The organism is Falsiroseomonas tokyonensis, from assembly GCF_019024325.1.
Lineage (GTDB): Bacteria > Pseudomonadota > Alphaproteobacteria > Acetobacterales > Acetobacteraceae > Falsiroseomonas > Falsiroseomonas tokyonensis.
This window is the reverse complement of the sequence record NZ_JAFNJS010000001.1, coordinates 918296-939621: the sequence shown is the minus strand read 5'-3', so window position 1 is coordinate 939621 and position 21326 is coordinate 918296. Positions and strand designations below refer to the sequence as shown.

Here is a 21326-nt window from a genome sequence, read left to right as displayed (position 1 = left end):
TCGACCGGGGCACCGTTCCGGGACATGGTGGCGGGGCACGGCAACCCCGCCACCAGCAAGAGATCAATCCAATGCGCAAGACCACGATGGCCACGCTGCTGCTCGGCGGCCTCATCACCCTGGCCCCGGGCATGGCCTCGGCCCAGGCCGCCTATACCTGGCAGGGGCCGACGCTGCTCTCCGCCGGCAACACCCTGAACGGCTGCCGCCTGCGCACGCCGATGGCCACCCATACCGGCAGCCTGGCCCTGAGCAACATCTTCCTGACGGTGAGCAATACGGGGCAGCAGCCGGTGCGCATCACCGCCGATGTCGAGCTCTCCGGCAACAACAGTCGGAAGTCCGCCACCATCAGCTCCGGCGTGATCCCGGCCGGCAGCCAGGCCTCCATCCAGGTCTTCACCCCCGGCGGCTCGACCCGGGACGGCACGACGCTGCGGGTAAGATTCACCAGCTGCGTGGTCGTCCCAAACTGACAGCAGGGCGGCGCCGGCGGCTTGGAGCTGTTTCGCCGAAAGCGAAGACGGTGAAACAGCTCTAGCTCATTGTCTTGACGCGTTTTCCGAGTCGCCTTGCGAAGCCGCAAGGCTTGAAAACGCTCTACAGCACGATCTGTCCGAATGGACAGATCTCGTGCTGTAGAAGCTATTGTTTCTAAAGCACGAAATCGGTTCACACTGATTCAGTGTGAACCGATAGTTCTTTAGTTCAGCCGCTGGCGCAGCTCCTCCAGCAGGCCGCGCACGCGCATCGCCTGCAGCCCCTCCGGCGCCAGCACCAGGAAGCGTTCCAGCGCCGCGATGGCGGCGCCGATGCTGTCCAGCCGCTGGTGCATCAGCCCGGCCTCGCGCCACAGGGGCGCGGCCTCGGGGGCGATGCGCAGCATGTCTTCCGTGCAGGCCAGCGCGCCGGGCAGGTCGCCGTCGCGCAGGCGGCGCACCTTGATGTTGTTCTGCAGCCGCAGCAGCACACCGCGCTTGTCCATCGGCGCCAGCGCCGCCGGGCCGAGCTCCGCCTGGTCCCCGGCGAAGCGCTTCAGCGTGGCGCGCAGCGCGCGGGCATCCAGCGCCTCCCCGCCCGCGAAGACATCCACCACCACCTTGCCGCGCCCCGCCAGGGCCAGCAGGAAATGACCGGGGAAGTCGAGGCCATGCGCCTCCCACCCCGCCGCCTCCGCCGCATGCAGCCAGAGGATGCCCAGCGCCACGGGCAGGCCGCGGCGGCGCTCCATCACCCGCAGCAGATTGGCATTGGCCAGGTCGTCATAGGTCTCCCCATCGCCGCCATAGCCGAAGCGGCCGTGGATCACCTCGGCCAGCACGGCGCGGCGGCGCTCGGCATCGCCGGCATCGGCCGTCTCATCCGCCGCTGCGGCTTGCACCGCCTCCCGCGCCAGGGCGGTCAGGTGCTCGGCCCCGGCGCGCCAGTCAAGCTCCGGCGCATCGATGCGCGCCAGTTGCAGCGCGGCGGCGCCGATGTCGATCTCGGCATCCGGTAGCGTGCCGATGGCGGCCAGCGCCGCCCGCGCCTCCGCCACGCCCGGGACGGCCTCGCTCATCGGTCAGCCCGCCGAGGGGACCATCCGGCCCAGCCGCCGGCCACCGAAGATATGGACATGGAAATGCGGCACCTCCTGCCCGGCATCCTCGCCCATATTGGACAGGATGCGGTAGCCATTCGCCTCCAGTCCCAACGCCTTGGCCACGCTGCCGACCGCACGCCAAAATCCGGCGATTTCCGCATCGCTGGCATTCGCGGCGAAATCCGCCTGGCTGACATAGGCGCCCTTCGGGATCACCAGCACATGCACCGGCGCCTGCGGGTTGATGTCGTGGAAGGCGAGGGCGAAGGCATCGTCATGCACCGTCTTCGCCGGGATCTCCCCGCGCAGGATGCGGGCGAAGATATTCTTCGAGTCGTAGGGCGGCAGGCCGGTCACGCGCGTCATCGTCGGGGGCTCCGGGGCGTCGTCAGGCACCCTGTTCTGGCCGCGGGCCCGGCCCGACGCAAGTCGGGCTCAGGGAAGCTTCGTGGTCCGCGCCGCCCGCACCAGCGCCTTCGGCCGGGCCGCCTTTTCGGCAATGCCGGAAATGCCCTGCCGCCGGGCGAGTTCCGCCCAGACCTCCTCCGGCGCGATGCCGGCATCCACCCAGACGACGACCAGGTGATACAGCAGGTCGGCGCTTTCCAGCACCGTGGCGTGGCGGTTGCCCAGCGTCGCCTCGATGACGCATTCCACCGCCTCCTCCCCCAGCTTCTGCGCCACCTTCGCGGTGCCGCGTGCCAGCAGCCGGGCGGAGTGGGAGATGGCGACATCGCCGGCGGCGCGCCGTGCCTCCACCGTGCGCCACAGCGCGTCCAGGATCGCGGCCTCCGCCCCCTCCACCCGGAAGGGCTCCAGCGCGCCCGCGCCGGCCGCCATGGCGCGCGGCTTGGCCAGCACCTGCGGCGCCGGGATGGAGGCGGGCAGCGGCAGGGCGGCAGCCACCTTGGCGGATTTGCGCCGCGCCTTGTCCAGCTTCGCCTTGGGGGCGGGCTTCTGCTTCGGTGGCTTCACCTTCGCCGCGGCCTTGGCCGGCTTGGCCTTGGGGGCCGGGGCCTTGGCACCCTTGGCCGTCGCGGCCCGCTTCACCGTCTTGGCCATCAGCCTGCCTCCGCCAGGGGTCGCACCGGCAGGCCAGCGGCCTGCAATGCCGCCTTCGCCTCACCGATCCGCATCTGGCCGTAGTGGAAAACACTGGCCGCCAGCAGCCCGGTGGCCCCGGCCCGCGCGCCATCGACGAAATGCGACGCCTCCCCCACCCCGCCGGAGGCGACGATCGGCAGCCGCACCGCCGCCCGCACCGCGCGCAGCAGCGCCAGGTCGAAGCCCGCCCTTGTACCGTCGCGGTCCATCGAGGTCAGCAGGATCTCCCCCGCGCCGCGTTCTTCCGCCTGGCGGCACCATTCCACCGCATCGATGCCGGTGCCGCGGCGGCCGCCATGGGTGAAGACCTCCCAGCCCCCCTTGCCGTCGCCGCGCGCATCCACCGCGACCACGATCGCCTGGCTGCCGAAGGCCTCGGCGCCGCGCGTCACCAGCGCCGGATCGGTGACGGCGGAGGAATTGATGGAAATCTTGTCGGCGCCCGCCAGCAGCAGCCGGCGCATATCCTCCACGCTGCGCACGCCGCCGCCGACGGTCAGCGGGATGAAAACCTGCGCGGCGGTGCGAGAGACGACGTCCAGAATGGTGTCGCGTCCTTCGTGGGAGGCACCGATATCGAGGAAGGTGACCTCATCCGCCCCTTCCCGGTCATAGATCCGCGCCTGCTCCACGGGGTCCCCCGCATCGCGCAGCTCCAGAAAATTCACGCCCTTGACGACGCGGCCGTCCTTCACGTCGAGGCAGGGGATCACACGCAGGGCCAGCACCGGCAGAACTCCGGAGGGGGAGGGGGGACAAATTCCCGACATGTCGCTTGCCGCACCGGTCCGGCGGGCGATCCGGGGCGAAGCGCGTGATTGCGACGCGACCGCGCCGCGGTCAAGCGCGCAGGCGGCGTCCCGGGCTAGGCCGCCAGCCGCAAGGCCGCCGCCGGATCCACCCGCCCGTCATACAACGCCCGGCCGAGGATGGCCCCGGCCACCACGCCATCCGCCCTCAGCGCCACGATATCGTCGGTGGAGGCCAGGCCGCCCGAGGCGATGACCGGGATCGGCACAGCGCGGGCCAGCGCCGCGGTCGCCGCGACATTCACGCCGGTCAGCATGCCGTCGCGGGCGATGTCGGTGTAGATGATGGCCGCCGCGCCGCTTTCGGCGAAGCCGGTGGCGAGCTCGGTCGCTGTGGTACCGCTGGTCTCGGCCCAGCCCTCCGTCGCCACGAACCCGTCCCGCGCATCGATGCCGAGCGCGACGCGCCCGGGGAAGGCGCGGCAGGCGGCGCGGGCGAAATCGGGGTCCTTCACCGCGGCCGAGCCCAGGATGATGCGGGTGACACCGGCGGTGAGCCAGGCCTCCGCCGTCGCCATGTCCCGGATCCCGCCGCCGAGCTGCACCGAAAGCCCCGGCACCGCCGCGATGATGGCCTGCACGGCCGCCGCATTGGCCGGCTTGCCGGCGAAGGCGCCGTCCAGGTCCACCACATGCACCCAGGCGAAGCCGGCACGGGCGAAGTCCGCCGCCTGGGCCGCGGGATCCGCATTGTAGATGGTGGCCTGCGCCATGTCGCCGCGCTTCAGCCGCACCACCTGGCCCGCCTTCAGGTCGATGGCCGGGTACAAGGTCAGTCCCATGCGCGTGTCCTATCTGACGCTGATCAGGCTGTCCGTGCTGCGGCCGCGCCCGGGCTCCAGCAGCTTGTGGTAGAAATGGCCGGCAACGGTGCGGCCATCGACCCGCGCATAGGCGGGGTGGGTACCCCAGCGCGTATAGCCCAGCGCCTCGAACAGCGAGATGGCGCTTTCCTGCGTCTCCCGCACGTCGAGGTTCAGCACGCGGATGCCCGCGCCCGCGGCGAATTCCTCGACGCGGGCCACCAGCTGCCGCGCCAGGCCGAAGCCGCGGGCATAGGGGGCGATATAGGCGTGGGTCAGCTGGGCGGCGAAGGCCTGGGCCTCGTTGTTGCGGGGCGGGCGCAGCAGCTGGGCGCTGCCGACCACGGTGCCGTCGAGGCGCGCGATGAACAGGCTGCGGTCCGGCACCAGCAGCACGCCGCGGAAATGCCGCGCCAGCGCGGCCCGGTCCTGGCTCTGCACCCAGCCGAAGCCGCCACCCTCGATGATCGCGGCGTTCGTCGCCTCGCAGAGGTCCGCGAGGTCGTGCGGCGTCAGCCCGGTGGCGAGCTCCACCGAGAGATCATGCCCGCCGGCCCGCGCGGTCATCGGGCCCATTTCAGGACGGGGCCCATGTCAGGAAATTCGCCAGGATGCGCAGGCCGACCAGGCTGCTTTTCTCCACGTGGAACTGCGTTCCGGCCAGGTTGTCCCGCCCGACGATGGCCGCGACCGGGCCGCCATAGCTCGTACTGGCCAGAAGCTGCGCAGGATCGCCGCCCGCCAGGGCATAGGAATGCACGAAATAGGCGTGCTGGCCGGGGGCGAGGCCGGCCAGCAGCGGATGCGCCGGCTGGGCCAGGTCCAGCCCGTTCCAGCCCATCTGCGGCAGCGGCAGGGCGGTACCATCCGTCCCGCGCGGGTCCATCGGCGCGATCTCGCCGGCGATCCAGCCGAGGCCCGGCGTCACCCCATGCTCCAGCCCGCGCGCCGCCATCAGCTGCATGCCGACGCAGATCCCGAGGAACGGCTTTTTTTCAGCGATCACCGCGTCGTTCAACGCCTCGACCATGCCGGGCAGGGCATCCAGCCCGCGGCGGCAGGCGGCGAAGGCGCCCTGGCCGGGCAGCACGATGCGGTCGGCGGCCCGCACATCGGCGGCGAGCGTGGTGACGGCGATCTCGGCCGGCAGGCCGGATTCGCCGGCCACCCGCTCCAGCGCGCGCAGCACCGAGGCGAGGTTGCCCGAGCCGGGGTCGACGATGGCAATTTTCATGGCGCGCTGCGCACCAGGTCCGGCCGCTGCTGCATCAGGCGGAACCACGCGATTTCGAGGTCGGGCGCCGCCACCACGCCGGCCAGCTTCTGGCCGCGGCGGGCCAGGCGGGCGCGCAGGCGGTCCCGCGCCTCGAAGCCCGCCAGCACATGCAAAGCGGGCACCACGACGCCGGCCAGCGCCTCCGGCAGCAGCAGGCTGGCAGCCGCGATCAGCAGGAAGAGGCCCAGAGCCTCCCACCACAGCCGGTTCCAGGCGAACCACAGGGGGCCGAAGATGGCGGCGGCCAGGGAAAAGCCTTCCTTCACCAGGACCGGCGGGCGCGCCTTGGGCTCGGGCCAGCCTTCGGGGCCCGGCGGCGGCGGGGCTTCGGCGTGGACGGTGTAGAGCTTCATCTCAGCCCTCCAGCGAACCCTTGGTGGAGGGGATTTCGCCCAAAGTCCGCGGGTCCATCTCCACCGCCATCCGCAATGCGCGCGCGACCGCTTTGAAGCAGGCCTCCGCCACATGGTGCGCGTTGGTGCCGGCCTTCAACGTCACATGCAGGGTGATGCCGGCATTGAAGGCGAAGGCCCGGAAGAATTCCTCAACCAGCTCGGTGTCGAAGGTGCCGATCTTGGGGCGCTGGAAGGCGACGGACCAGGCGAGGTAGGGCCGGCCCGAAATGTCGATGGCGGCCTCGGCCAGCGCCTCGTCCATCGGCAGCAGGCATTGGCCGAAGCGGCGGATGCCGCGCTTGTCTCCCAGCGCCTGGCGCAGCGCCTGGCCGAGCACGATGCCCACATCCTCCACCGTATGGTGATCGTCGATATGCAGGTCGCCCTTGGCCGCCACCGTCAGGTCGACCAGGGAATGCCGGGCGAGCGCCGTCAGCATATGGTCGAAGAAGCCGACCCCGGTCGCGACATCGGCGCTGCCGCGGCCATCCAGGTCGAGCGTCAGGCGGATATTCGTTTCCGAAGTGGCGCGGGCGAGGCTGGCTTGGCGCGTCATGGCGTTGCACTAGCCGATAGGGCGGGCCGGGTCCACTTGTGGCTGGGGGAGGGTCGGTCCGGAAGCGGCCGCGCCTGCAACCCAAGTTTCACCCAATTCGCATCCTGGCGTCATCGGCCGCCCCGATAAGGCGCGCCATGGCGGGTATCCAGATTTCCTCGGTGGCCAAGCGCTTTGGCGCGGTGGCTGCCCTGAACGACGTGTCGCTGACGGTGGGGCAGGGCGAGTTCATCGCGCTGGTCGGCCCCTCCGGCTGCGGCAAGACCACCCTCATGCGGATCGTGGCCGGCATCGAATCGGCCGATGCGGGACGGATCCTGGTGGGCGGGCGGGACGTGACCCGAAGCCGCGCGGCGGACCGGGACATCGCCATGGTCTTCCAGTCCTACGCCCTCTACCCGCATCTGACGGTGGCCCAGAACATCGCCGTCCCGCTGGCCATGCGGCGCCTGTCGGGCGCGGACCGGCTGCCGCTGCTCGGCCGCTTTCTGCCCGGGGCCGCCCGCCGCCGCGCCGCCATCGCGCAGGATGTGGCCGCCGTCGCCCGGTCCCTTGGCCTGGAGGCGATGCTGGACCGCCGGCCCGGCCAGCTCTCGGGCGGCCAGCGGCAGCGGGTGGCGCTGGCCCGCGCCATCATCCGCCGCCCCGCCGCCTTCCTGATGGACGAGCCACTGTCCAACCTCGATGCCGCGCTGCGGGTGCAGACGCGGCGGGAGATCGTGGACATCCACCGCGCCGCCGGCGTCGCCACCCTCTATGTCACGCATGACCAGACGGAGGCCCTGACCATGGCCGACCGGGTCGCGGTGATGATGGCAGGCCGCATCCTGCAGGTGGCCACGCCGGAGGAGATCTACGCCGACCCGCAGGACCTGCGGGTGGCCACCTTCATCGGCAGCCCCCGCATCAACACTTTGGCCGCTGAGGCCGGCGCTGACGGCGTGGTGCGGCTGGCCGGCGAGGCGGTGGGCCTGGTGGCCACGCCCGGTCCGCTGACGCTGGCGCTGCGGCCCGAGGATCTGTGGATCGCCGAATCCGGCATTGCCGCCACGGCAGAAGCGGTCGAATTCCTGGGCGAAAGCGTGCTGCTGCATGCCCGCCACGCCAGCGGCGAGCCGGTGATCCTGCGCCTGCCGCCCGAGGCCCCGCGCCCGCGCCCCGGCACCGCGCTGCGCCTGGGCTTCGACCCCGCCCGCGCCCTGCTGTTCGATGCGGCGGGCCGGCGCGTCGCCGCGCATGCGCCGGCGGAACGCGCCCTTGTCTGACGCCGTCCTTCCCCTCCGCCGTGCCGCGCCAATCGGCGAGGCGCTGGCCGGGCTGATGCTGACCGCGCCGGCGGCCATCGCCTATGCGGTGATGCTGCTGCTGCCGACGCTGGCCGCCGTGGCGCTCGCCTTCACCGACTACGAGCTCGGCATGCCGGGCTTCGCCTGGATCGGGCTCGACAATTTTTCGGAGCTGCTGGCGGATCGCGGTTTTGCGGTCTCGCTGCGGAACACCGTCATCTATGTCGGCATCGTCACGCCGCTGTCGATCGCGCTCGGCCTCGGCGCCGCGCTGCTGATCGAGGCCGGTATCCGCGGCCGGGCGCTGTTCCGCGCAGTGTTCTTCCTGCCGGTCGTCTCGCTGACCGTCGCCATGGCGGCGGCGTGGCAGTACCTGCTGCACCCCACCATCGGGCCGCTGAACGCGGCGCTGCGGCGCCTCGGCATCGCCGATCCGCCCTTCTGGCTCTCCTCCTCCGACTGGGTGCTGGCGAGCCTCGCCGCGATCGGGGTGTGGGAGAATCTCGGCTATACCATGGTGCTGTTCCTGGCGGGGCTGACCGCCATTCCGCGAGAGCTCTATGCGGCGGCGCAGATGGATGGCGCGCGGCGCGCTGTGGACCGCTTCCGCCTGGTGACCTGGCCGCTGCTCGGCCCCACCACGCTCTTCGTCGTCACCATCACGCTGATCCGCAGCGTCCGCGTCTTCGACACGGTGGCGGTGCTGACGCAGGGCGGGCCGAACCGCGCCTCCGAAGTACTGCTCTACACCATGTACCGCGAGGGCTTCACCTATCTGCGGCTCGGCTATTCGGCGGCGATCACGCTGGTGTTCCTCGTCATCGTGCTCGGCTTGGTCTGGCTGCAGACCAAGGCCTTGGACCGGAAGATCCATTATGGATGAGCGCCGTTCCTGGCTCGCGGATGCGCCGCGGCTGCTGCTGCTGGCCGCCCTCGGGCTGCTGGTGCTGGCGCCCTATGTCTGGATGGTCTCGGCCAGCCTGAAGCCACTGGACGAGCTGTTCCGCGCCAGCCTCGCACTATGGCCCGAACGTTTTTTCGCAGTCGAGAACTACGGCAAGGTCTTTGCCCGCGTCCCGGTGTTCCAATACATCTGGAACGGCATCGTGGTCTGCGCCGGCATCCTGGCCTTCCAGCTGCTGTTTGCCGTGCCAGCCGGATATGCGCTGGCAAAACTGCGCTTTCCGGGGCGGGACATCGCCTTTGGCGCGGTGATGCTCGGCCTGCTGGTGCCGCCGCATGTGCCGGCGCTGCCTTTGTATGTCGGCTTCAGCCAGCTCGGGATGCTGAACACCTACGCCGCGCTGATCCTGCCCTTCACCATCTCCGTCTTCGCGATCTTCCTGTTCCGCCAGTTCTTCAAGGCATTGCCGGATGAGCTGATCCATGCCGCGCGGCTGGATGGCATGTCCGAGGCCGGGATCGTCTGGCGCGTGGTGCTGCCCAATGCCTGGCCGGCGGCCACCGCCTTCGCGATCTTCTCGGTCGTCGCGCATTGGAACGACCTGTTCTGGCCGCTGATCGTGGTGGAGGGGCCGTCCCGCGCCACCCCTGCCCTCGGCGTGCTGTTCTTCCGCTCCGACGAGGCCGGCGACGATTTCGCCGCGCTGATGGCCGCCGCCGTGATCATGACGGCGCCGCTGGTGCTGGCCTTCCTGTTTGCCCAGCGCCGCTTCGTCGAGGGCATCGCCACCACCGGCCTCAAGGGCTGATTTTTTGTCAATCGGAGACACGCGCATGATCACACGCCGCCTCGCGCTGACCACCGGCGCCGCCCTGCTTGCCGCTCCCGCCCTGCGTGCGCAGCAAAGCACGGAAATCACCGTCCACTACGCGCAGCCGCAGATCTACAAGGAATGCTACGACGCGATCGCGGCGGAATTCGCGAAGCGCGAGCCGGGCATCCGCATCAACTTCATCACCACGCCGAACTACGAGGAAGGCACGCAGCTGGTGCTGCGCCAGGCCGCGACGAACCAGCTGCCGGACCTGTCCTACCAGGGCTTCAACCGCCTGCGCGTCTTCGCCGAGCGCGGCATCGCGCAGGACCTGGCGCCGCTGCTGGCGCGAGAGGGTGACCCGGCCGCGCAGGGCTACACGCCCGGCCTGCTGGCGCTGGCGCATTTCGGCGGCTTCCAGTCCGGCCTCGCCTTCGCGGCCTCGAACCCCATTTCCTACTACAATGCCGACCTGTTCCGCCGCCTCGGCGTCGATGCCGACCCCGCGGCCTTCCCGAAGAGCTGGGACGGCGTGATCGAACTGTCCGCGCGGATCGAGGCGCTGCGCGACGGCACCGACGGCATGTGGTTTCAGTGGCCCGGCGACGACTGGATGTTCTCCGCCCTGCTGTTCAGCCATGGCGCGCGGATGCTGACGCCGGATGAGCGCGATGTCGGCTTCGCCGGCCCCGAAGGCCTCGCCAGCCTGCGCCTGCTGCGCCGCATGGTGACCGAGGGCGGCATGCCCAACCTGAACGCGACCACCGCGCTTCAGGCCTTCGCCGCCGGCAAGCTCGGCATGCGCTTCGGCAGCACCGCCTTCCTGCGCAACATGATCCAGTCTACCGGCCGCAATTTCGAGCTGCGCACCGCGCACTTCCCGCAGGTGGCACCGGACGGCAAGCTGCCGACGGGCGGCGCGGCGGGCATGCTGACGGCGCGCGATGCGACGAAGCGCGAGGCCGCCTGGAAGTTCCTGCGCTTCTCCACCAGCCCGGAAGGCACGGCGCTGATGGCGAAGAACACCGGCTATGTCCCGGTGAACCAGATCGCGATCGACGACCCGCGCTACCTCGGCGAGTTCTACCGCGAGAACCCGCTGTTCCGCACCGCGACCGAGCAGGTGGACCGCATGATCCCCTGGTATGCCTTTCCCGGCACGCAGAGCGTCCGCGTGACGCAGGTGATGGTGGACAGCATGGCCCGCGTGGTGGAGGGCCAGGCGACCCCCGAGGTGGTGCTGCCCGAGATGGCCGCCGAGGTCCGCCGCCTGCTGCCGCGCCGGAGCTGACACGGTGCCGTCGATCCTGCAGCTCAGCGACGCGCATCTCTCGCCGCGGAACGACCTGTTCCGCGGCAATCTGGCCCGCATCCGCACCCTCGCGGAGGCCTCGCCGCCGGACCTGATCGTGGCCTCCGGCGACCTGTCGCTGGATGGCGCGGACCATGACGAGGATCTGGTGCTGGCCGCCGAACTGCACGGCGTCTTCCCGGCGCCGCTGCTGGCGCTGCCCGGCAACCACGACACCGGCAGCCATCCCCACACCATGCCGCGCCAGCCTTTTGACAGCGCGCGGCTGGACCGCTTCCGCGCCCATTGCGGGCCGGGCCGCGGGGTGGTGGACCTGCCCGGCTGGCGCGTCATCGGGCTGAATTCCGAGGTGATGGGCACCGGCCATGCGGAGGAAGCCGCCCAGGCCGATTTCATCGCGGAGGCCGCGGCCGGCGCCGGCGACCGCCGCATCGCGCTGTTCCTGCACAAACCGGTCTTCGTGACGAAATTCGCCGATCCGACCTTCGACTACTGGTCGGTGCCGCCCCAGGCCCGCGCCGCGCTGCTGCCGGTGCTGGAGCATCCCGGGCTGCGGCTGGTTGCCTCCGGCCATCTGCACCTGCACCGGCAGGTGATGCTGGGCCGCGTCAGCTACGCCTGGGCCCCGCCGCTGTCCTTCATCGTGGATCCGTCCGAACAGCCCGGCCTGCCCGGCGCAAGGGTGTGTGGGGCGCTGCTGCACCACCTGCATGAGGACCATGTGGAGACGGTGCTGCTCTCGCCCGAGGGGATGGAGACGCCGAGCCTCGACGACCTGCGGGCGCAGACCTACCCGCGCGCCGCCGCGTAAAGCACTATCGGCTCACGCTGATCCAGTGTGAGCCGATTTCGTGCTTTCCCAGAACCATAGCACCTACAGCACCAGATCAGTCCATTCGGACAGATCTGGTGCTGTAGGCGCCCGGGGCGGGGTGGCTTGCCGCCGGCCCTGCCCCGCGCCATCTGGGCGGGATGCACGCGACACACGCACCTCCCTCCTCCCCCCACGACCCCTTGGGCTGGCACGGCACCACCATTCTCTGCGTCCGCAAGGACGGACGCGTCGCCATGGCCGGCGATGGCCAGGTCTCGCTCGGCCAGACCGTGGTCAAAGGCAATGCCAGAAAAGTCCGCCGCATCGCCCAGGGCAAGGTCCTGGCCGGTTTCGCCGGCGCCACGGCGGATGCCTTCACCCTGCTGGAACGGCTTGAGGCCAAGCTGGAACGCTTCCCGGACCAGCTGGAGCGCGCCTGCGTCGAGCTCGCCAAGGACTGGCGCACCGACCGCTACCTGCGTCGGCTGGAGGCGCTGCTGGCCGTCGCCGACGGCAAGCGCAGCCTGCTGCTGACCGGCCAGGGCGATGTGCTGGAGCCGGAGGACGCCATCATCGGCATCGGCTCCGGCGGCAATTTCGCCCTCGCCGCCGCGCGCGCGCTGCTGCCGGTGGAAGGGCTTTCGGCCGAGGAGATCGCCAAGCGATCCATGGCCATCGCCGCCGGCATCTGCGTCTACACCAACGGCAATATCGTGCTGGAGACCATCGAATCGTGACGGAAACCGTGAATCTCTCCCCGCGGGAAATCGTCAGCGAGCTCGACCGCCACATCGTCGGCCAGAACGACGCCAAGCGCGCGGTCGCCATCGCGCTGCGCAACCGCTGGCGCCGCCAGCAGCTCGCCCCCGGGCTGCGGGAAGAAGTGGTGCCGAAGAACATCCTGATGATCGGGCCGACCGGCTGCGGCAAGACGGAAATCGCCCGCCGCCTGGCGCGCCTGGCCAATGCCCCCTTCCTGAAGGTGGAGGCGACCAAGTTCACCGAGGTCGGCTATGTCGGCCGCGACGTCGAAAGCATCATTCGCGACCTGATCGAGGTCAGCATCACCCAGACGCGCGACCAGTCCCGCAAGGCGGTGCAGGCCAAGGCGGAGCTGAATGCCGAGGAACGGCTGGTGACCGCGCTGGTCGGCGAGGGCGCCGCCGGCGAAACCCGCCAGAAATTCCGCCGCATGCTGCGCGAGGGCAGCCTCGAGACGCGCGAGATCGAGGTGCAGGTGGCCGAACAGGCCGCGCCCATCGGCATGATGGACATGCCCGGCATGCCCCCGCAGATGGGGAACATGCAGGAGATGCTGGGCAAGATGTTCGGCGGGCGGACGAAGCCGCGCAAGATGCAGGTGGCGGAAGCCCGCCAGCATCTGATCAAGGACGAGGCCGACAAGCTGCTGGACCAGGAGGCGCTGACCCGTGAGGCGATCTCCAATGCCGAGAACAACGGCATTGTCTTCATCGACGAGATCGACAAGGTCTGTGCCCGCACCGGCGAGGGCGGCGTGCGCGGCGGCGACGTGTCCCGCGAAGGCGTGCAGCGGGATCTGCTGCCGCTGATCGAGGGCACGACGGTGACGACGAAGCACGGGCCGGTGAAGACCGACCACATCCTGTTCATCACCTCCGGCGCCTTCCACCAGGCCAAGCCGAGCGACCTGCTGCCCGAACTGCAGGGCCGCCTGCCGATCCGCGTGGAACTCTCCGCCCTGACCCGCGAGGACTTCCGCCGCATCCTGAAGGAGCCGGAGCATTCATTGGTAAAACAGTACATCGCGCTGCTGGGGACGGAGGGCGTGACGCTCGACATCACCGAGGGCGCGACGGATGCGATCGCCGACCTCGCGGCCGAGATCAACGCGACGGTCGAGAACATCGGCGCGCGGCGGCTGGCGACGGTGATGGAGCGGCTGCTGGACGAGATTTCCTTCACTGCCTCGGACCGGGGCGGGGAGAGCATCTCGGTGGATGCCGAGCTGGTGCGGACCCGCGTGGCGCCGCTGGCGGGGAATGCGGATCTGTCGAAGTTCATCCTGTGATGTCGCGGTAAGCGCGAAGATTAGATGGACTAATCTTTGGCCTGAAGTTATAACTTCCGTTGACACATCGGTCGTTCCGATGGACGATGGAGGCATGCGTGGCAACCCTCAAGCTGCGGGCGATCGGCAATTCGGTCGGGGTCGTCCTACCGAAGGACGTGCTCTCGAAGCTCGACCTTCGGGAGGGCGACACGCTGCACCTGGTGGACAGCCCGGACGGTATTCGCCTGAAGCGCGCCGATCCGGAGTTCGAGCGGCAGATGGAAGAAGCCCGCGCGGTGATGCGCCGCCGGCGCGCAGTGCTGCGCGAACTCGCCAAGTGACGGCATCCAGGTGATGGCCGACATCACCTGGATCACGATCGACGTCGCGCTGGCCATCCATGAGGAACAGATCGCCGAACATGGGGGCGGCGAAGGCCTGCGGGATCGCGGCCTTCTGGAAAGCGCGCTGGCCCGGCCGCTGAACCTCCAGGCCTATGAAGCCGCGGACCTTCCCGCCCTCGCCGCGGCGCTCGGCTGCGGCATTGCCCGCAACCATCCGTTCATCGATGGCAACAAGCGCACAGCTTTCGTGGCGGTCGAAGCCTTCCTCGGACTGAATGGCCTGGACCTGACCGCCGACGACGCGAACTGCGTCCTCACCATGTTGTCAGTCGCAACGGGCGAAATGTCCGAAAGCGACTTCGCAATTTGGCTGCGCGCCCATACCGGACCGCGCCCCTGACACCCCATATCCTGCTTCATGTCCATCACCCTCGCCCCCCCGCCTCCCGACATCCTGCCCGCCGAGGCCCGTGCCGAGCTGGCGCGCGCCGTGGCGCAGCTGGAGGATGTCTCCCTCGCCGCCCGCTTCTCGGCCGCCATCGGCACGCCGATCGAGGCGCTGAAGAACCGGCTGCCCGGCGCAGCGCAGTCCATGCTGGACGGCGCGGTGAAGCGCGCCCTCTCCAGCGCCATGCAGGCCGCGCTGAAGGCGCAGCCTTCGGCCAATCCCACGCCGCTGCCTTCTGCCTGGTTCCACCGGGGCCTGGCGGCGGCGGCCGGCGCGGCGGGCGGCGCCTTCGGCCTGCCGGGCACGCTGGTGGAACTACCGGTTTCCACCACCCTGCTGCTGCGCCAGATCGCGGCGGTGGCGGAGGCGAATGGGGAGACGCTGGAGGACCCGCTGATCGCCGCCGAATGCCTGAAGGTTTTTGCGCTGGGCGGCCGGGACAAGCAGGATGACGCCTCGGACTCCGGCTATTTCGCCGTCCGCCTGGCGCTGGCGGAGGCGCTGAAGGGCGCCGTCGGCAAGGGCATGGCCGGCGCGTTGCTGCCCGGCTTCCTTGGCACCATCGCGGCGCGCTTCGGCGGGCCGGTGGCGCTGAAACTCTCGGCCCAGGCGGCGCCGGTGATCGGCGCGGCGGCGGGGGCGGCGGTGAACATCGCCTTCCTCGAGCATTTCCGGGGCATCGCCGAGGGCCATTTCACCGTCCGCCGGCTGGAACGCCTGCATGGCAAGGTCGCGGTGAAGGCCGCGTATGAGGAGCTGGCCACCCAGCGCGACGCCCGCTTCATGAACTGACCCGCCGGGGCTGACACCGGCGGGGGCGCGGGCCACTCTGCCGCGCATGGCAGCGGGCGCGGCACGGCAGGGAATGGCGCAGGCGCTGGGTGCGCCGGCGCTCGCCATGGGCGCCACCTTCCTGGCCTTCGGCGCCGCGGTGGCGGAGGCCGGGCTCTCGCTGCCCTGGGCGCTGCTCTGCACCGGCGCGGTCTATGGCATGGCGGGGCAGCTGGTGCTGCTGCAGCTGGCGGCCGGCGGCGGCGCCGCGCTGCCGGCCACCATTGCGGCGACGGCGGCCAATGCGCGCTTCCTGCCCATGGCGGTGGCCATCGCGCCGCTGCTCGGCCGCGGCGGGCGGCGCTGGCTGGTGCTGCCCTTCATCGCCATCACCCCCTGGGCCGCCGGCATGCGCGTGCTGCCCGGCCTGCCGGACGCCGCGCGCCTGCCCTGGTTCCTGGGCTTCGCCCTGGCCTCCTGGTGCGCCGCCATGGCGGCCACCGCCGCGGGGCATCTGGCCGCGCCGCTGCTGCCGGCCGAATTCCGCGCCGCGCTGCTTTTCGCCAATCCGCTCTATTTCGCCCTGCTGCTGGCCGCCGATGCGGCGCGGCCCGGCGTCGCGCCGGCGCTGCTGGCCGGCATCCTGGCCGCGCCGCTGGCCTTCGCGGTCGGCGGCGCCTGGGGGCTGCCGCTGGCCGGGCTGCTGGGCGGGACCCTCGCCTTCCTCTGGAACCGCCTGCGGTGAGCCAGGCCGATGCGGCGCTGGCCTTCACCATCGGCATCGGCCTGGCGCTGCGCGGCTGCGGCCTGCTGCTGGGCGGTGCGCTGCGGCCCGATCATCCGGCCATCGCCTGGGCCTCCGCCGTCTCCGTCGCCACGCTCGCCGCCTTCGTCACCCTGGCCATCGCGGCGCCGGCGGGGCTGCTGGCGACGGTGCCGCTGGCGGCGCGGCTGGCGGGGCTGGCGGCCGGCTTCCTCGCCTTCCGCCTGCTGCCGGGCCGCCTGCTGCCCGCCATGGGCGCCGGCCTGGCCGCGCTGCTGCTGGCCCGGGCGTTAACGGGCTGATACACTTCTGGTTGAAGAAGGGGGGAAGGGTCGCAGCCTGCGGGGATTGGGGCGCGCATGATCGGGTTCGACCTGGGCTCCGAGGCGGGGCAGGAACGCGCGCGCCTGGCGATGGAAAACTTCGGCATCGCATTCTTCGAATCCAATATGACCACCGGGCAGGTGGTGGTCTCGCCCAATGCCTTCGCCATGTTCGGCCTGCCCGTGCCGCCTAAGATGCCGGTGGATCGCACCGGCTTTTGGGACTGCTACCACCCCGACGAACTGGAGGCCGCCCGCGCCACCTTCGCCGCCGACCTGCGCGGCGAACGCGACCGCGACATCTATTGCGAGCGCGTCCGCATCATCCGCCAGACCGACCGCGCCATCCGCCATATCGAATTCCTGGGCCGCATGTTCGGCCCGCCGGGCGCCCGCACCCATATCGTCGGCATGCTGCGCGACGTGACCGAGCTGGTCGAGGCCGAGGCACGCCGCAGCCTTCTGGTGCGGGAGGTGAACCACCGCGCCAACAATACCTTGGCCGTGGTCCAGTCCCTGGTGCGGCTGACGCAGGCGGAGGATCTGCCGGACTACAAGCGGCGGCTGGAAGGGCGGATCCATTCGCTCGCCCGCACCCAGACACTGCTCGACCAGGCCATGCAGCACCCGGCCGCCTTCGCCCTGCTGGTCGCCTCCGAACTCGCCGCCTATCGCGACCATATCACGCTGGAGTCGGAGGATGTGCCGGACCTGGTGGCGCAGTCGGTGCAGCCGGTGGCGATGATCCTCTATGAGATGGCGACCAATGCCGCGAAGCACGGCGCCCTGGCCGCGGCCGAGGGCGTGGTGCGGATCGTGGCGCGCATCGAGGGGGCGGAGGTGGTGCTGCGCTGGGCGGAGCAGGGCGGCCCGCCGCTCGCCGCGCCGCCGCTCCGCAAGGGCACGGGCATGGCGGTCATCCAGTCGCAGATCCGCCGGCTGGGCGGCACGCAGCGGCTGGACTGGGCCCCGGATGGCTTGCGGGCGGAGCTGCGCTTTCCCCTGGCCTGCTGGGCCGGGCCGCCGGGCGATGGCGCTCAGCCGAAGCCGTAGAGTTGCGCCGGGTTGTCCACCAGGATCGCCTGCCGGGTCGAGGCCTGCGGCGCCCAATCCGCCAGCAGGTCGAGCAGCGCGGCATCGTCCGGGATGGCTTCCGCATTGGGATGCGGCCAGTTGGTGCCCCAGACCATCCGCTCCGGCGCCGCCTCCACCAGCGCGCGGGCCAAGGGGCCCACCGCCTCCGGGCGGGCCTGGTCCAGGCTGTAGGGGGAGGACAGCTTCACCCAGCCGCGCCCGGCCTGGACCAGATCCATCACCACGCCCCAGGCCGGATGCGCGGCCCAGTCGGACAGCGGTAGCTGAGCGAAATGGTCGAAGACGACGGGGCAGGGGGCCGCGCGCAACACCGGCGCCAGCTCCGCGATCAGTGCGGCACTCGCAAAAATCTGCAGGTGCCAGCCGAGATCGGCCATGCGTCGGGCCAGCGGCGCCACATCCGCCGGCGCCAGCGGAATGCCCTGCACCAGATTGGCCCGCGCGCCGACCACGCCGGCCGCTGCCATCTCTCGCGCCATCCCGGCATCGAAATCCGGCCGCACCACCGCGACCATGCGCGCCCGCGCCGGCCCGGCCTGCCGCAACGCCGCCAGATGCAGCGCGTTGTCGAGGCCATAGGTGGAGGGCTGCACCAGCACATGCCGATCCACGCGGAGCCTCTCCAGCAGCCGCGCATGGTCCGCCAGCCTGGCGCTGCCATGCGGCCGGGCGCCGGGGGCCACGGGGGCGGCGGCGTCATAGATGTGGTGGTGGCAATCCACCGCGCCGGGCGGCACCGCCAGGCGCGGCGGCGCCAAGGCTTCGGTAAAGGGAATTTTGGCGGCATCATCCATGACGTCTAGGCTAGCGCCACAGGACAGGCCGCCGGAAGACCGGCGCGGCCAGGGGGGACGAAACATCGTGCTGCGGGTCTTTCTCACGCATACGCCGGAAATGCGCGACGGCTACTACGCCGCGGCACCGCTCGCCGCGCTGCGCCAGGTGGCGGAGGTCACGCTGCACACCGGCGATGCGCCGCTTTCGGGTGCCGCCCTCGCCCGGGCCGCCGCAGGCTGCCAATGCATCGTGGCGGATCGCGCCACCCCCGGCACGGCCGAGACCTTTGCCCATGCCCCGGACCTGCTCGCCTTCCTGCGGGTGGCGGTCGATATCTCCACCATCGAGGTGCCGGCCGCCTCCGCCGCCGGGGTGCTGGTGACCCAGGCGACGCCTGGCTTCGTGGACAGCGTGGCAGAGCTGGCCATCGGCATGATGATCGACCTGGCGCGCGGCGTCTCGCCGCTGGCCGGCGCCTATCACCGGGGCCAGCCGCCTGGCTCCCGCATGGGCACGCAGCTTTCGGGCAAGACGGTCGGGATCATCGGCTGGGGCCGCATCGCCCGCCGGCTGGCAGAGCTGGCCGCAGCCTTCCGGATGCGGGTGCTGGTGCACGACCCCTACAGCCCGCCGGACCAGCCCGGCATCGAGGCGGCAGGCAGCCTTCAGCAGGTTTTTGCGCAGGCGGATTTCCTGGTGCCGCTGGCGGTCTCCACGCCGGAAACCCGTCACATCGTCGGCGCCCCGGCCTTCGCGGCGATGAAGGACGGCGCCTTCCTGGTGAACCTTTCGCGCGGGGAGCTGGTGGACGAGGCGGCGCTGGCCGCGGCGCTGGATGGCGGCCGGCTGCGCGGCGCCGCCATGGATGTCGGCAGCGCACCGGACCAACGGCCGGACCCGGCGCTCGCCGCCCGACCCAATGTGGTCGCCACGCCGCATATCGGCGGGCTGACGCCGGAGGCCGCCGAGCACCAGGCGATGGATACGGTGCGCCAGGTGGCCGCCCTGGCCCGCGGCGAGATGCCGCCCGGCGCGGTGAATGCCGAGGCCGCGCACCGGCTGCGCCGCTGGTGGCAGGGCCAGGCGGCACCGTGAGGCTTCGCCGCCTTCGCCTCTCGCCCGGCCGGCAGACCATCGCCGACCTGTCCTGGGCCTCGCTGCGCGTGCCGCGCTGCACGCTGACGGCGCGGCTTGCGATTCCCCAGGCCCTCGCCGCGCGGCGTGCCCTGCCGGCGCCGCGGCCGCCCTGGACAGTGCTCTTCGCGAAAGCCTTTGCGATCGCGGCCGCGACCCAGCCGGCGCTGCGGCGGCTGCATGCCACCCTACCCTCGCCCCGGCTGCTGGAAGTGCCGCATGCCATCGGCTGCGTGCTGGTGGAACGGCAGCATGAGGGGGTGGCGACGCTCGCCATCGCCCGCTTCACGGAGCCGCATGCCACGCCGCTCGCCACCCTTGCGGCCCAGCTGCACCATGCGAAGACGGCGCCGGTCGGGGACTGCCGGCCCTTCCACCGCCTGCTGCGCTTCGCCCGCCTGCCCTGGCCGCTGCGCCGGCTGATGCTGCGCTGGGCGCTGGCCAGCGCCACGCCCCTGCTGCGCTATGGCGGCACCTTCGCCATCTCCTCCCTGGGGGGGGAGGCGGTGATCGTCGACAGCGTCAGCGTGCTGCCCTGCTTCCTCTCCTACGGCCTGATCGGGGCGGATGGCGGGGTGGAGGTCTTCCTCTCCTTCGACCATCGCGTGATGGACGGCGCCGATGGCGCCGCGGCGCTGCAGGGGCTGGAGGCGGCGATGGAAACCCTGGTGGCCGAGGAGCTGCGCGGCATGGCGCCGCGGCAGCTCAGCCTGGCTGGTTGAGCAGCCGCGCCCGCGCCCAGATCGCCAGCCCCAGCACCCCGGCGCCGGAGACCAGGAAGGCGGTGGCATAGCCGGTGGCGACGATCAGGCTGCCGAAGACCACGGAGCCCAGGCTCTGGCCGAAGAACAGCGCCATGGCGAAGGCGGCCACCGCAGTGCCGCGCGCCTCGGGCAGGGCCTCGGTCGCGCGGGCCTGCAGCACGCCATGCAGCATGAAGAACAGCAGCCCCACCGCGCATTGCGCCAGCGCCACCATCCACCAGGCGCCGGCGAGCGCGAAGACCACCATGGCGCAGGTCAGCCCGATACCGCCCCACAGCACCTGCCGCCTTTCCCCCAGCCGCCGGGCCAGCCCGGCGGCACTCTGGGTATAAACGAAGGACCCGATCCCGAAGCTCGCCACGACCAGCCCGGCGGTGGCCGCCGTCAGGCCGAAGCGTTCGATCAGCAGGGAGGCCAAAAAGGGAAAGGCGCCACCGAACAGGAAAAACCCGTCCGCAGCGGCGGCCATCAGCAGTCGCCGGCCGGGCCGCCGTTCCAGGATGCGCAGGAAGCCCGAAAGCCCCATGGTGCGGCCGCCCCCGGCTGGCCGCTGCCAGAGCCCGGCGCCCTGCTTCACCGCAAAGAACAAGGTCATCCCCAGCGTCATCAGGCCAAGGCCGAGGAAGGCGGTGCGCCAGCCGGCATATTCCGCGACGGTGCCGGACAGCGGCGCCGCCAGAAGCTGGGAGGCGACCATGCCGGTCATCAGCTGCCCGATCATCCCCTGGCGCTGGTCGTAGGGCACCTGGTCGCCGATATGCGCCATGAACAGCGGCATCACCGCCGCGCAGCCGAAGCCGGCCAGCACCCGCACCGTCAGCAGCGTGCCGAGGTCGCCGGACATCGAGGCCGCGATCTGGGTCGCGCCATACAGCCCCATGGAGATCGTCACGATCCGCATCTTGCCGAAGCGGTCGCCGAGCGGCCCCATCACCAGCTGGCCGATGCCATAGGCCAGGGCGAAGCCGCCGATCAGCGGCGCCACCGAACCCAGCCCCACGCCGAATTCCCGCGCCAGCATGGGCAGCAGCGGGTCCAGCATGCGCATGCCGCAGCCGATGGTGAAGGCGGCCAGCGCCATCAGCCAGATGGGGGGATTCATATGCGGTCGGCCCTTCGGGCCGCCCTCAGGCGCCGGGCGGCGGCTCCGCCGCCTTGGCTCGCCGCATAGGCGGCGGCGCCCATTCGGGCGCTCAGACCGGTCATCCGACCGGTCTGCC

At 71.0% G+C, this 21326-nt stretch carries 27 protein-coding genes; 16 read left to right on the top strand and 11 right to left on the bottom strand.

The window, feature by feature from the left end; translation table 11 throughout:
• The first annotated feature begins 71 nt into the window (after window positions 1-71).
• A complete protein-coding gene (locus J3S20_RS04200; RefSeq protein WP_216834885.1) occupies window positions 72-476 on the top strand; it encodes a hypothetical protein in 405 nt (134 codons plus the stop codon).
• Between the two features lie 227 nt (window positions 477-703).
• Here the strand turns inward: J3S20_RS04200 and J3S20_RS04195 are convergent, their stop codons facing one another.
• From J3S20_RS04195 to hisB, 9 genes are all read right to left on the bottom strand, one after another.
• Window positions 704-1558, bottom strand: coding sequence for a SirB1 family protein (locus tag J3S20_RS04195; protein WP_216834883.1), 855 nt, complete (start codon window positions 1556-1558; stop codon window positions 704-706).
• Window positions 1559-1561: 3 nt separating this feature from the next.
• Window positions 1562-1948 carry a histidine triad nucleotide-binding protein gene (locus J3S20_RS04190; RefSeq protein WP_216834881.1) on the bottom strand — a complete coding sequence of 129 codons (387 nt, stop codon included), beginning with the start codon at window positions 1946-1948 and terminating at the stop codon, window positions 1562-1564.
• 69 nt (window positions 1949-2017) lie between these two features.
• Entirely contained in the window at window positions 2018-2644 is a 627-nt protein-coding gene (locus J3S20_RS31220; RefSeq protein ID WP_216834880.1) for a phosphoribosyl-ATP diphosphatase, read from the bottom strand.
• On the bottom strand, window positions 2644-3414 hold the full coding sequence (hisF, locus tag J3S20_RS04180) for an imidazole glycerol phosphate synthase subunit HisF (protein WP_216834878.1): 771 nt from the start codon (window positions 3412-3414) through the stop codon (window positions 2644-2646). The genes J3S20_RS31220 and hisF overlap by 1 nt, the downstream gene beginning before the upstream one ends.
• 137 nt (window positions 3415-3551) lie before the next feature.
• Complete coding sequence (gene hisA / locus J3S20_RS04175) at window positions 3552-4277, bottom strand: 1-(5-phosphoribosyl)-5-[(5-phosphoribosylamino)methylideneamino]imidazole-4-carboxamide isomerase (protein ID WP_216834876.1); 726 nt, start codon at window positions 4275-4277, stop codon at window positions 3552-3554.
• Window positions 4278-4286: 9 nt separating this feature from the next.
• Window positions 4287-4865, bottom strand: coding sequence for a GNAT family N-acetyltransferase (locus J3S20_RS04170; protein ID WP_216834874.1), 579 nt, complete (start codon window positions 4863-4865; stop codon window positions 4287-4289).
• Window positions 4866-4875: 10 nt separating this feature from the next.
• A complete protein-coding gene (gene hisH / locus J3S20_RS04165) occupies window positions 4876-5532 on the bottom strand; it encodes an imidazole glycerol phosphate synthase subunit HisH (protein ID WP_216834871.1) in 657 nt (218 codons plus the stop codon).
• Complete coding sequence (locus J3S20_RS04160) at window positions 5529-5927, bottom strand: DUF2628 domain-containing protein (protein ID WP_216834870.1); 399 nt, start codon at window positions 5925-5927, stop codon at window positions 5529-5531. Before J3S20_RS04160 ends, hisH begins: the two co-directional genes overlap by 4 nt.
• A gap of 1 nt (window position 5928) precedes the next feature.
• Window positions 5929-6525 carry an imidazoleglycerol-phosphate dehydratase HisB gene (gene hisB, locus J3S20_RS04155; RefSeq protein WP_216834868.1) on the bottom strand — a complete coding sequence of 199 codons (597 nt, stop codon included), beginning with the start codon at window positions 6523-6525 and terminating at the stop codon, window positions 5929-5931.
• 161 nt (window positions 6526-6686) lie between these two features.
• Here hisB and J3S20_RS04150 point away from each other — a divergent pair, with 161 nt between their 5' ends.
• The 13 genes from J3S20_RS04150 (at window position 6687) to J3S20_RS04090 (ending at window position 17389) form a co-directional block, all read left to right on the top strand.
• Window positions 6687-7790, top strand: coding sequence for an ABC transporter ATP-binding protein (locus J3S20_RS04150; protein ID WP_343215149.1), 1104 nt, complete (start codon window positions 6687-6689; stop codon window positions 7788-7790).
• The gene (locus tag J3S20_RS04145; protein WP_246602252.1) at window positions 7783-8694 is read left to right on the top strand and encodes a carbohydrate ABC transporter permease; all 912 of its coding nucleotides are present in this window, start codon (window positions 7783-7785) and stop codon (window positions 8692-8694) included. Before J3S20_RS04150 ends, J3S20_RS04145 begins: the two co-directional genes overlap by 8 nt.
• A complete protein-coding gene (locus J3S20_RS04140) occupies window positions 8687-9523 on the top strand; it encodes a carbohydrate ABC transporter permease (RefSeq protein ID WP_216834862.1) in 837 nt (278 codons plus the stop codon). The genes J3S20_RS04145 and J3S20_RS04140 overlap by 8 nt, the downstream gene beginning before the upstream one ends.
• Window positions 9524-9548: 25 nt before the next feature.
• Complete coding sequence (locus J3S20_RS04135) at window positions 9549-10820, top strand: ABC transporter substrate-binding protein (RefSeq protein WP_216834860.1); 1272 nt, start codon at window positions 9549-9551, stop codon at window positions 10818-10820.
• 4 nt (window positions 10821-10824) lie between these two features.
• Window positions 10825-11652 (top strand): metallophosphoesterase family protein, encoded by an 828-nt coding sequence (locus J3S20_RS04130; RefSeq protein WP_216834859.1) that lies wholly within the window; start codon window positions 10825-10827, stop codon window positions 11650-11652.
• A gap of 161 nt (window positions 11653-11813) precedes the next feature.
• The gene (gene hslV, locus J3S20_RS04125; RefSeq protein ID WP_216834857.1) at window positions 11814-12392 is read left to right on the top strand and encodes an ATP-dependent protease subunit HslV; all 579 of its coding nucleotides are present in this window, start codon (window positions 11814-11816) and stop codon (window positions 12390-12392) included.
• Complete coding sequence (gene hslU / locus J3S20_RS04120; RefSeq protein WP_216834855.1) at window positions 12389-13705, top strand: ATP-dependent protease ATPase subunit HslU; 1317 nt, start codon at window positions 12389-12391, stop codon at window positions 13703-13705. Before hslV ends, hslU begins: the two co-directional genes overlap by 4 nt.
• 98 nt (window positions 13706-13803) lie before the next feature.
• On the top strand, window positions 13804-14028 hold the full coding sequence (locus J3S20_RS04115) for an AbrB/MazE/SpoVT family DNA-binding domain-containing protein (protein WP_216834853.1): 225 nt from the start codon (window positions 13804-13806) through the stop codon (window positions 14026-14028).
• Window positions 14029-14041: 13 nt separating this feature from the next.
• Window positions 14042-14431 (top strand): type II toxin-antitoxin system death-on-curing family toxin, encoded by a 390-nt coding sequence (locus J3S20_RS04110; RefSeq protein WP_216834851.1) that lies wholly within the window; start codon window positions 14042-14044, stop codon window positions 14429-14431.
• An 18-nt stretch (window positions 14432-14449) separates the two neighbouring features.
• On the top strand, window positions 14450-15271 hold the full coding sequence (locus tag J3S20_RS04105; protein WP_216834849.1) for an EcsC family protein: 822 nt from the start codon (window positions 14450-14452) through the stop codon (window positions 15269-15271).
• A gap of 46 nt (window positions 15272-15317) precedes the next feature.
• Window positions 15318-15995, top strand: a complete 678-nt coding sequence (locus J3S20_RS04100; RefSeq protein WP_216834847.1) for an AzlC family ABC transporter permease — start codon at window positions 15318-15320, stop codon at window positions 15993-15995.
• A complete protein-coding gene (locus tag J3S20_RS04095) occupies window positions 15992-16315 on the top strand; it encodes a hypothetical protein (protein WP_216834846.1) in 324 nt (107 codons plus the stop codon). Before J3S20_RS04100 ends, J3S20_RS04095 begins: the two co-directional genes overlap by 4 nt.
• Before the next feature lie 57 nt (window positions 16316-16372).
• Window positions 16373-17389, top strand: a complete 1017-nt coding sequence (locus J3S20_RS04090; RefSeq protein ID WP_216834844.1) for a PAS domain-containing sensor histidine kinase — start codon at window positions 16373-16375, stop codon at window positions 17387-17389.
• Here the strand turns inward: J3S20_RS04090 and J3S20_RS04085 are convergent.
• Complete coding sequence (locus J3S20_RS04085; protein WP_216834842.1) at window positions 17374-18225, bottom strand: amidohydrolase family protein; 852 nt, start codon at window positions 18223-18225, stop codon at window positions 17374-17376. The two genes, J3S20_RS04090 and J3S20_RS04085, sit on opposite strands and share 16 nt — an antisense overlap.
• 67 nt (window positions 18226-18292) lie before the next feature.
• Here J3S20_RS04085 and J3S20_RS04080 point away from each other — a divergent pair, with 67 nt between their 5' ends.
• Both J3S20_RS04080 and J3S20_RS04075 read left to right on the top strand, forming a co-directional pair.
• Window positions 18293-19303 (top strand): NAD(P)-dependent oxidoreductase, encoded by a 1011-nt coding sequence (locus tag J3S20_RS04080; RefSeq protein ID WP_343215148.1) that lies wholly within the window; start codon window positions 18293-18295, stop codon window positions 19301-19303.
• Window positions 19300-20064 (top strand): hypothetical protein, encoded by a 765-nt coding sequence (locus J3S20_RS04075; RefSeq protein WP_216834838.1) that lies wholly within the window; start codon window positions 19300-19302, stop codon window positions 20062-20064. Before J3S20_RS04080 ends, J3S20_RS04075 begins: the two co-directional genes overlap by 4 nt.
• Here the strand turns inward: J3S20_RS04075 and J3S20_RS04070 are convergent.
• Window positions 20048-21208 (bottom strand): MFS transporter, encoded by a 1161-nt coding sequence (locus J3S20_RS04070; RefSeq protein ID WP_216834836.1) that lies wholly within the window; start codon window positions 21206-21208, stop codon window positions 20048-20050. The genes J3S20_RS04075 and J3S20_RS04070 overlap by 17 nt on opposite strands.
• Window positions 21209-21326: the final 118 nt, after the last annotated feature.